Source organism: bacterium, from assembly GCA_018830565.1.
Taxonomy (GTDB): domain Bacteria; phylum UBA9089; class JAHJRX01; order JAHJRX01; family JAHJRX01; genus JAHJRX01.
The window spans coordinates 1-9,120 of the sequence record JAHJRX010000009.1; the positions used below are offsets into that span (position 1 = coordinate 1).

The window sequence follows — 9,120 nt, forward strand, 5'->3', positions numbered from 1 at the left end:
CACTTCATCACTCTTTATAAATCCGTAGATACTTTTTGCCTGGTCAAGATCATATATATGGACTATTTCATTCCTTTTCTCTATCATATCAATAAATATACCTTCATATTTCTCGTTGATAAGACCTGCCTTAAATGCCTCATTAAAACATCTTAATGGAGTTGAACAATCTATTCCTTCTAATTTTAAATACTCTTTCAATGTCTTCCATAAAATTTCAAATGTATATTCAAATCGATTGGTACTGATTTCTACAATTAACTCTTCATTCAAAAAATTAAAAAGCTGTGGAGAGCCGACTACTTCTTTGTACTTATTAAACGCTTTTTCAAATTTTTCAAAAGCCCTTTGGAATTTTTTGTTTCCTTCCATATTACTCCCTCTTCTAAAATTTTTTTTAACAAATCTACATTAACATCTTTGGTTAAATTAATTAAATCTATATCTCTTAAAGTGTGAGTTTTCATTTTTAATTCCTCTTTAGCTTCCACTATTGTTTTTGTTGGTATCTTTTCATTTCTATATACTGCTAGGTCTATATCCGAACTCCTGATCATTTCATTTCTCACAAAAGAACCAAAAATAATCAGCAAATAATTATTGCTAAGATATTTGTCCAGTATCCTTATAATCTCTTCTTTAATATCCTTCCTACTACCATTTTTATAATTAAAATCATTCATAAATTTGGCTTGTGTTTCCTATTCGAAGTAAATAAACGAGTAGTCTCCAGTATATCCACACTCTTTGTAAATCCACTCCCATTCCTTGACAGAAAAAAGCACTCTCCTGTCAATACCAATACATCATATTTACCTTCTCTTCTTCACTACGATATAACTCCACCACTATATATTTATCTTTCTGGCTTACCCTCTCTATCTCCTCTCTGCCTCGACAACAATGATAAAACAAGGTTCACCATCACCTATTAACCTACTTCTTATTTTAATCTTCTTCATCTACCCCTTCTAAAACCTCCTCCACTTCTCCGATGAAAATTTCAGCATCTTTGATCTGATTTTCTACCTCTTCATCTGAGATAACAACAAAGTCTTCATAATCGCTATCTTCCCTCATTTCCTTAGCTTCAGCCAATATCCTGCCCATATTTTTACCCACTATGCTCGTCTTTACAAAATGTTGATTAAATAGAGAGATAACACCGGAATGTTTACTACTATTAACTTCTTTTACTGCCAACAGAGCTTTGGCTGCAGAAAACATAGCATAGTAAGACCGAGAGATTGAATCTTTATACTGTTTATTCTCATAGAGCAATTTCGCTGAAATGAGTTTTTCTTTGGCATTTTCTAACCGGTATTTAGCAAGTTCATTTCTCATAATTTTATCCCTTCTTTTTCAAGACGTTTGATAAAAGGTGAACCCATATCTTTATTTTTCTGATATTCATACAAGGACATAATTCTTGGGGAGATTTTTAAGTCATAGTAAGGGTCTACTTCAAACATAATATCGAATATCCTCTTCTTTGACTCAAGAGATTTCTCTTTAAGTACAATGAGAATATCGATATCAGAATCTTCTTGAAAATCACCTCTGGCTTTTGACCCAAAGAGCCCTAATGAAGTTATATTATCCCCTATATTATTTTTTATTCGCTCAGCAAAAACTCTTATCACCTTTTTTTCTTTGCTATTAAAACGTACCTTTGGGGCAGATATGTTATTCCATTTTAACTGAACCAAAATCTCCTCTACCACCCTCTCTACCCCTCTTCCATCAACCAACTCTCTGCCTTTCCTGCTCATTCCTTTGCGTTTCTCTCTGGCTTTAATCAAATCTTTTATTGTCTCTTTAATCTTATCTTCTGTAACTTCTTCAAACCAACCCAAATTAAGAGAGGTACCATAATTATCTAAGCTATCAGCATTTTTTCTCTGATTATCAGAAAGGACTATGATGATATTAGGTACTCCAAGGTAGGCCAGTTCATAGCAGGTACTTCCACCTCCACTGATAGCAATATCTGCTTTCTCCATCAAGCCAAGAATATCTTTTAGATTTCTCGTAAGGATAAACCGGCTATCTGTTTCAATCTCTTTCCTAAGAATCTCTTCGTATAGGTAGCTGGGCCCTATAACCACTGTAATCTTAATATTATTCTTGATACCTTTGAGAGCCTTAACCACTTTCAAGGTCTGATTATTCGGATCAGTTCCACCAAGGGTAACTAAAATATTCTTTGCTACCTCTTTTATCTCTCTCCTAAAGCAATGTCTATCTCTAACCTCTTTTCTTAGAAGGACATATTTTGGTCCCAACAATAGCTTTGTATATCTTTCTCTGGAATAATCACTAACTTTAACTCCGATGTTTTGATTAAGAACTATGTCAGAGAAAAGATGCATATTCGCAAGGTCATCAAGGCTCATCAAGGGTATATTTAAATCCTTTATTCGTTTGAGATAAATCTCATTAATATCATAAGAATCAGTGACCACTAAATCAAGTTGATATTTTTTAATCAAATTGACGGTCAACTTGAGATCCTCTTCTAAATCTATCTCTGCAGGCAATCTCTCTACCAAATGGCCACTGTCAACAATCCTCTTTCCTGCCTCTGGATCGATATCCTTGGTAATAAATATACACTGCATACCTTTTTCTTTTAACCCCTCAGCCAGGTTTAAACAACGCATTATGTGTCCTAAACCAATACTTCCCCCTCCATCAACCCGGAATACAATTCGTCTCTTCATTCCTTCCCTTTTAATTCAAGGTTTACTACATCAACCGTTTTTGACAGCGCCCACTCAAGTTTGCTTAGGTATCAGCAGTCTTGTCGCCTTGTTCAAAAGCAAGGCGACAAGACTGCTGATAATTTCGATGGTTTTTCTTTATTTCTTGGAGATGATCACCACCAAACTTTTCTAAAAAAGCCCTGGCTAACTCAATGGCTACCATAGAAAGACCTACCACCGAAGCAGCTGGTAAAACACAAACATCAGATCTTTCGTAAGCAGATCTTTGCTCTTCCTTGCTTAAAATATTTACCGAAGAAAGACCTTTTCTTAAAGTAGGTATAGGTTTTACTGCTGCTCTAAGAATAATATCTTCACCATTAGAAATTCCTCCTTCAATTCCTCCTGCCTGGTTAGTCTTTCTATAAAATCCAAGTCTTTGGTCAAAAAATATTTCATCATGGACTACGGAGCCAAGCTTATCAACTCCTTTAAATCCCATACCTATCTCTACTCCTTTAACGGCTGGAATACTCATTAAAGCAAAAGCCAACCTGGCATTTAATCTTTTATCCCACTGGGTATAGCTTCCTAAGCCCACAGGCACCCCAAAAGCCTTAACTTCAAAGATTCCTCCTAAGGTGTCTCCTGTCTCCATGGCTTCTTTTATCTTAACAATCATAGCTTCTTCAGCTTTTTCGTCTAAACAACGAAGCTTAGATAAGTTTATCTTATCTTTAATTTGGTCGAAGCTTAAATCCTTTTCTATCTTAGCTTTAATATCTCCTACTTGAACCACATAGCTAATAAGCTCAATTCCAAATTCTTCTAATAATTGAGATAGAAGAGCTCCTGCCGCCACTCTAATTGCGGTCTCTCTGGCACTAGCTCTCTCTAAGACATTTCTAATATCTTGATGATGATATTTTATTGCTCCTGGTAAATCAGCATGGCCGGGACGGGGACTTAAAACTTTTCGCTCTTCTACCTTTTCAAGTACTACTTCAGCTATTTCAGGAGACATTACCTCTACCCAATTTCCCCAATCCTTATTTTCAATGATCATCGTAATGGGGCTACCGAGGGTCATTCCTGCTCTAATTCCTGAGGTAATAATAACCTCATCTTCCTCAATCTTCATCCTTTCTCCTCGACCAAAACCTCTCTGTCTCTCTTTTAAAGATTGGTTAATCTTATCTTTATTTATCTTCAGACCAGCCGGAACTCCTTCTATAATTACAGTTAATTGCTTACCGTGAGATTCACCAGCGGTTAAAAAGCTTAACATCTTACCACCTGCCCAGATACCAACTTAATATTCTCTTTCCCCAAAAAAGAGAAATCACTGCTCCTAAAGCCAAGAAAGGACCAAAAGCAATATAATCAGTCTTCTTTTTCTTCTTTAACCCCATTAAGGCCAGACTTATTCCACTACCAACAATGCAGGCTAAGAATACGGAAAGCAAAGACATCTTCCAGTCCAAATAAATTCCAATTAAAGTTCCTAACTTTATATCTCCGCCACCCATTGCTTCTCGTCTAAAAACTAACCTTCCTAATAAGGCAAATAGATAAATTATTCCTCCTCCTACTAATATTCCTAAAACTACTTGGATAAAATTATTAAGGAGAGATGGTTGATTAAAGATTAGTTGGCATATTACTCCAATTGCCATGGCTGGATAAATAATCTTATCATGGATTAAGAGGTGGTCGATGTCTATAAAAGTAATGACAATTAAGACACTAACAAAGATTAAATTTAAGATTATCTTATCTAAATTTAAATCAAAGTTTAAACCAGAATTTAAAGTAGTCCAAAAATTAAACCAAACTAATAAAAACATCGCTGCGGTTAAAGTTTCGACTAAAGGATAACGAAGAGAGATTTTTTTTTGGCAATGACGACATTTTCCTTTTAAGAAGATATAGCTTAAAACAGGGATATTTTCCCAAGGCTTGATTATTGTTTTACAGTGAGGACAAAAGGAGCAAGGCAGGATAATAGATAAATCTAAAGGTATTCTATAAATACAGACATTTAAAAAGCTTCCTATCATTAACCCAAAAATAACTACTATTACCTCTTCTAAGGTGACCATTTTATCTCCTCTCCCAGAGGATAATTTTTAATCTAAATTTTCTATTAAGGATCTCTTCATTACTTCGATAGGAGCTTTTACTTTCGTCCAAATCTCAAAACTCTTAGCACCTTGATAAAGAAGCATCCCTAAACCACTGATTACCTTAAGATTTAACTTTTCTCCTTCTTTTAAAAGCAATGTCTGAGAAGGATTGTAAACTAAATCATAAATAATTTGATCTTTTCTTAAATATTTCACCTCTAGAGGCAAAGGATCTTCTTCTTTCATTCCCACCGAAGTGGCATTAATAATAAGATCAGCCAGGTTTATCTTTTTACCTAATTTTACATCTTCTAAGTTTATCGCTAAGTATTTACCATTAGTTTTTTTCTTCATGTATTTACTTAAACTTACTGCTTTTTCTTTAAATTTGTCAGCAAAAATAATCTCACTTACCCCTTCAAAGACCAAAGAAAAAGCTACTGCTTTAGCTGCCCCTCCTGCCCCTAAGATAAATACCTTTTTATCTTTAAGAGATGTATTGATCTCTTCTTTTAAAGATTTAATAAAACCAAAGCTATCGGTATTATAGCCGTATAACTTGCCTTCGATATTTTCTATAGTATTTACTGCTCCTATTAATTTTGCTTCTTTAGAAATTTCATCTAAGTATTTTATCACTTCTTCTTTATAAGGGATAGTGACATTTGCTCCTTTAAAATTTATTGCCCTTAACCCTTCTATGGCTCTTTTTAAATCCTTATTACTCTTCACAGGAAAGACTAAGTAGATATAGTCTAATCCTAATTTTTTAAAAGCAGCATTATGCATCACGGGCGAAAGACTATGGCTGACTGGGTATCCTATCAAACCTAAAAGTAAAGTTTTAGCGGTAATCATCTCTTTTATTTCTACAAGTTTTCTCGAATATGTTTCCTCGATATCTTGCTTGGACATAAATTTCATTCTGGATCATCTCTTTGATCTCTTTTTTTATATTGGGATAAATTTCTATCTTTTCTATCTCTTCTAAGGTTAAAAATTTGCAATCTTGAATTAATTTTTCTCTTTTTATTTTAGGCTCTTCCTGAAGTATTTCCCCTAAAAAATAAATGTTGATAGTATGGCGATGTTTATCAGAAGAAATAGACTCATTAATCATCAGAACTCGCTGGAGACTTACTTTTAAATTTGTTTCTTCCCAAACTTTTCTTTGAGCAATTTCTATAATGCTTTCACCATGCTTGAGATTTCCCCCAGGTAAAAACCAGTGATTACTATAATTAGATCTTATCAGTAAAATCTTGCTCTCTTTGATAATCACTACTCCAATCCTAATATCAGGTTGATCCATTTATTTTAAACCATTGATTTAAATTGATTTAATTAAAAGGTTGCCTTATATCTACCTGGCCACAAAAATTCAACATCTTCCTTTTCCTTATTATAATAAACTATAACATTTTGAGATGATAATCTCAAGCAAAAAAATGGTTGACAAAAGATCAAGGTTGAGGATATTATTGAAATTTAATTTCAATAATAAGGGTGATCTCGTGAAACCTAAAGATGAACATCTAATTTTAGGAAGCTATATAAAAAAAGAAGGATTACGTAAGACTCCCCAGAGAGAGATAATCTTAAATACTTTCTTAGAAATAGAAGATCATGTAGATGTAGAATCTTTATATAATTTAGTAAAACAGAAAGACCCCTCGATAAGCTTTATCACTATCTATCGAACGCTTAAACTTTTATGTGAGTGTAATTTAGCTAAAGAACTAAAATTAGAAAGAGCTATTACCAAGTATGAACATAAGTATAACCATATTCACCATGATCATCTAATTTGCGTTCAATGTGGAAAAGTAGTGGAGTTTTGTAATGAAGAAATTGAAAAGATTCAGGAACAAATTGCTTTGGAAAATAAATTTTCTACCCAAAGTCACTTTTTAAAGATAAATGGCCTATGTGAATTATGTAAAAAATAAACTACCTAATTTTATAGCACTTATTAATGAAAATTTGACATAGAGCAAATTAATTTGAGGACAAACAAGTTTATCTTTTATTGCTCGGTATTATTTCCTATGTCTAGTTTTCGTTAATAATTACTATAGATATTTATAGGGTAACCTGAGAAAGGTAAATTAATGGAAGATAAAGAAGTAACTTTAAGTAAGATGCCAGTAAGCCAAGCTGGAGAAGTAATAAAAATTCTTGGTAGCCAACGACTTTGCCTTAAGCTCTCTATGTTAGGAATCTTCAAAGGAGTAAAATTTAAAAAGAAAAACCAACAAGTGATGCGTGGTCCTATAATAGTGGAAGTAGGTAAAAGTCAAGTGGCTATTGGGTTTGGCATGGCAAGTAAGATCATCGTAAAAGCAGAAAAGGAAAAGCAGTAAGAAAAGTAGTAAAGAAAAGAGAAAATTAAGATGGATGGTTTGCAAATTCTTTTAATGGGTAATCCTAATGTAGGCAAAAGTGCACTTTTTTCAAGGCTTACGGGAATTAATGTGGTGGTGGCTAATTATCCAGGAACGACGGTAGAATTTACTAAAGGAAAGATGCACTTTGAAGGAAAAGATTTTGAAGTTATTGATGTACCGGGGACATATCATTTAGAACCTCTTTCTAAAGCCGAGGAAGTAACTTGCGAAATGCTCAAAGAAGGCGATCTGGTAATCAATGTAGTAAATAGTACAAATTTAGAAAGAAGTCTTAATCTTACTCTGCAATTACTCAAAAAGAAGATACCTATGATGATTGCTTTAAATTTTTGGGATGAGGCAAAGCATACGGGAATAAAAATTGATGTCAGAAAATTAGAAGATATTTTAGGTGTTCCTTGTGTTCTTGTTTGTGCCATAACAGGTGAAGGAATTAGCGAACTTGTATCTAGAATAAAAGAAGCTAAGATAGGAAATTATGAGTATGAAGAAGAAGAAAAATGGCATGAAGTTGGTAAAATTGTAGATAAAGTAGAAACATTTAGTCATCACCATCATACATTGATGGAAGTATTAGCCGATGCCACTATTTCCCCAGTCACGGGTATTCCTGTTGCTTTGATTATTCTTCTGGTTACCTTTCAGGTAATACGATTAATCGGGGAGGGATTAATAAATTATTTACTTAATCCTTTATTTAATGATTTTTGGGCCCCATTAATGCTTAGGTTTTCTAGTTTATTAGGTGGAGGCGGAATTATTCATCATCTCCTGATTGGGGAATTAGTTGATGGCAAGATAGACTTTGGAGGCTCATTTGGTTTACTTACCACTGGGCTTTATGTTGAATTTGGGGCAGTATTTCCTTATGTTTTTGCCTTTTACGTAGTCATTTCTATTTTAGAAGACTCAGGCTATTTGCCGAGATTAGCTATATTGGTTGATAGCATTATGCATAGATTGGGTCTGCATGGTATGGGTATCATCCCTATGTTACTTAGCCTGGGTTGCAATGTTCCAGGGGCGCTGTCTTTGAGAATCATGGAAGCAAACCGAGAAAAATTTATTGCCGCTAGCATGATAGCCATAGCTGTTCCCTGTATGGCTAAAACGGCTATGATCATTGGATTGGTGGGAAAATATGGCTGTAAAGGGCTGGGGATAGTTTTTGGCACCTTATTTGCGGTCTGGATTGCCCTGGGGGTATTGCTTAACCGGATAATGAAGGGCGAATCTATGGAGATTTTCCTTGAAATACCACCTTACCGTCTTCCTTACTTCAAAGGGATAATAAAAAAGGTTTGGATGAGGATGGTTTGGTTTATAAAAGAGGCAACTCCCTGGGTATTGGGTGGTGTGCTTATCGCTAATATTTTGTATAACCTGGGAATAATCAACCTTATCGGGAACTTTACGGCACCTGTCATTTCAGGTCTTTTTGGTTTACCCAAAGAGGTTGTGGGGGGATTATTAATTGGTTTCTTGCGTAAGGATATTGCTGTTGGTATGCTCGTCCCCCTCAATTTGACTTTTCACCAAATGATTGTTGCTTGTGTGGTTTTGTCTATGTATTTTCCTTGTTTAGCCACCTTTACGGTCTTGATTAAAGAGTTGGGGATAAAGGCTATGCTTAAAATTATGGGAATTATGTTTATTTTTACTTTATTAGTAGGAGGAATACTTAATCTGGTGTTAGAAAAGTAGAGGTAAATGACTAACCCATTACCTCAATTGCTGTTTTTTATTGTAATACCAAAATGAAAATGTCCTAATCTGGCAAAATGAAAATGTCCTGTTTAAGGATGTAAAATATCCCTCAAAAAAGGAGGGAGAAATGGAAGAAAAGGACATTTTCGAAATGAGCAAAAAAGAGTGGGCAAG

At 34.3% G+C, this 9,120-nt stretch carries 11 protein-coding genes; 3 read left to right on the top strand and 8 right to left on the bottom strand.

Going from position 1 to position 9,120, the window contains the following annotated elements; all coding sequences use genetic code 11:
* The 8 genes from KJ849_00710 to KJ849_00745 form a co-directional block, all read right to left on the bottom strand.
* Nucleotides 1-372: nucleotidyltransferase substrate binding protein (locus KJ849_00710; protein ID MBU2599094.1), on the bottom strand; the 372-nt coding region annotated here is incomplete at its 3' end.
* Nucleotides 300-683 carry a nucleotidyltransferase domain-containing protein gene (locus KJ849_00715; GenBank protein ID MBU2599095.1) on the bottom strand — a complete coding sequence of 128 codons (384 nt, stop codon included), beginning with the start codon at nt 681-683 and terminating at the stop codon, nt 300-302. The genes KJ849_00715 and KJ849_00710, both read right to left, overlap by 73 nt.
* Before the next feature lie 265 nt (nt 684-948).
* A complete protein-coding gene (locus KJ849_00720; GenBank protein MBU2599096.1) occupies nt 949-1,344 on the bottom strand; it encodes a HEPN domain-containing protein in 396 nt (131 codons plus the stop codon).
* The gene (gene pseG / locus KJ849_00725; GenBank protein ID MBU2599097.1) at nt 1,341-2,723 is read right to left on the bottom strand and encodes a UDP-2,4-diacetamido-2,4,6-trideoxy-beta-L-altropyranose hydrolase; all 1,383 of its coding nucleotides are present in this window, start codon (nt 2,721-2,723) and stop codon (nt 1,341-1,343) included. Before pseG ends, KJ849_00720 begins: the two co-directional genes overlap by 4 nt.
* Before the next feature lie 64 nt (nt 2,724-2,787).
* Complete coding sequence (gene aroC / locus KJ849_00730; GenBank protein MBU2599098.1) at nt 2,788-3,993, bottom strand: chorismate synthase; 1,206 nt, start codon at nt 3,991-3,993, stop codon at nt 2,788-2,790.
* 1 nt (nt 3,994) lies between these two features.
* The gene (locus KJ849_00735) at nt 3,995-4,807 is read right to left on the bottom strand and encodes a prepilin peptidase (protein MBU2599099.1); all 813 of its coding nucleotides are present in this window, start codon (nt 4,805-4,807) and stop codon (nt 3,995-3,997) included.
* Nucleotides 4,808-4,834: 27 nt separating this feature from the next.
* Nucleotides 4,835-5,689: a shikimate dehydrogenase gene (locus KJ849_00740; GenBank protein MBU2599100.1), complete on the bottom strand. Its 855-nt coding sequence runs from the start codon at nt 5,687-5,689 to the stop codon at nt 4,835-4,837.
* The gene (locus KJ849_00745; protein MBU2599101.1) at nt 5,676-6,143 is read right to left on the bottom strand and encodes an NUDIX hydrolase; all 468 of its coding nucleotides are present in this window, start codon (nt 6,141-6,143) and stop codon (nt 5,676-5,678) included. Before KJ849_00745 ends, KJ849_00740 begins: the two co-directional genes overlap by 14 nt.
* Before the next feature lie 202 nt (nt 6,144-6,345).
* Between KJ849_00745 and KJ849_00750 the strand changes: the two genes are divergently transcribed.
* The 3 genes from KJ849_00750 (at nt 6,346) to KJ849_00760 (ending at nt 8,943) form a co-directional block, all read left to right on the top strand.
* A complete protein-coding gene (locus KJ849_00750; GenBank protein ID MBU2599102.1) occupies nt 6,346-6,780 on the top strand; it encodes a transcriptional repressor in 435 nt (144 codons plus the stop codon).
* Between the two features lie 162 nt (nt 6,781-6,942).
* The gene (locus KJ849_00755; protein MBU2599103.1) at nt 6,943-7,194 is read left to right on the top strand and encodes a ferrous iron transport protein A; all 252 of its coding nucleotides are present in this window, start codon (nt 6,943-6,945) and stop codon (nt 7,192-7,194) included.
* A 30-nt stretch (nt 7,195-7,224) separates the two neighbouring features.
* Nucleotides 7,225-8,943 carry a ferrous iron transporter B gene (locus KJ849_00760; protein ID MBU2599104.1) on the top strand — a complete coding sequence of 573 codons (1,719 nt, stop codon included), beginning with the start codon at nt 7,225-7,227 and terminating at the stop codon, nt 8,941-8,943.
* Nucleotides 8,944-9,120: the final 177 nt, after the last annotated feature.

What these genes read in the sequence shown, in the direction of transcription:
- KJ849_00755 (MBU2599103.1), top strand. Translation starts at nt 6,943, where the DNA reads ATGGAAGATAAAGAAGTAACTTTAAGTAAGATGCCAGTAAGCCAAGCT.
- aroC (MBU2599098.1), bottom strand. Translation starts at nt 3,993, where the DNA reads ATGTTAAGCTTTTTAACCGCTGGTGAATCTCACGGTAAGCAATTAACT.
- KJ849_00735 (MBU2599099.1), bottom strand. Translation starts at nt 4,807, where the DNA reads ATGGTCACCTTAGAAGAGGTAATAGTAGTTATTTTTGGGTTAATGATA.
- KJ849_00715 (MBU2599095.1), bottom strand. Translation starts at nt 683, where the DNA reads ATGAATGATTTTAATTATAAAAATGGTAGTAGGAAGGATATTAAAGAA.
- KJ849_00720 (MBU2599096.1), bottom strand. Translation starts at nt 1,344, where the DNA reads ATGAGAAATGAACTTGCTAAATACCGGTTAGAAAATGCCAAAGAAAAA.
- KJ849_00745 (MBU2599101.1), bottom strand. Translation starts at nt 6,143, where the DNA reads ATGGATCAACCTGATATTAGGATTGGAGTAGTGATTATCAAAGAGAGC.
- KJ849_00760 (MBU2599104.1), top strand. Translation starts at nt 7,225, where the DNA reads ATGGATGGTTTGCAAATTCTTTTAATGGGTAATCCTAATGTAGGCAAA.
- KJ849_00740 (MBU2599100.1), bottom strand. Translation starts at nt 5,689, where the DNA reads ATGATTACCGCTAAAACTTTACTTTTAGGTTTGATAGGATACCCAGTC.
- pseG (MBU2599097.1), bottom strand. Translation starts at nt 2,723, where the DNA reads ATGAAGAGACGAATTGTATTCCGGGTTGATGGAGGGGGAAGTATTGGT.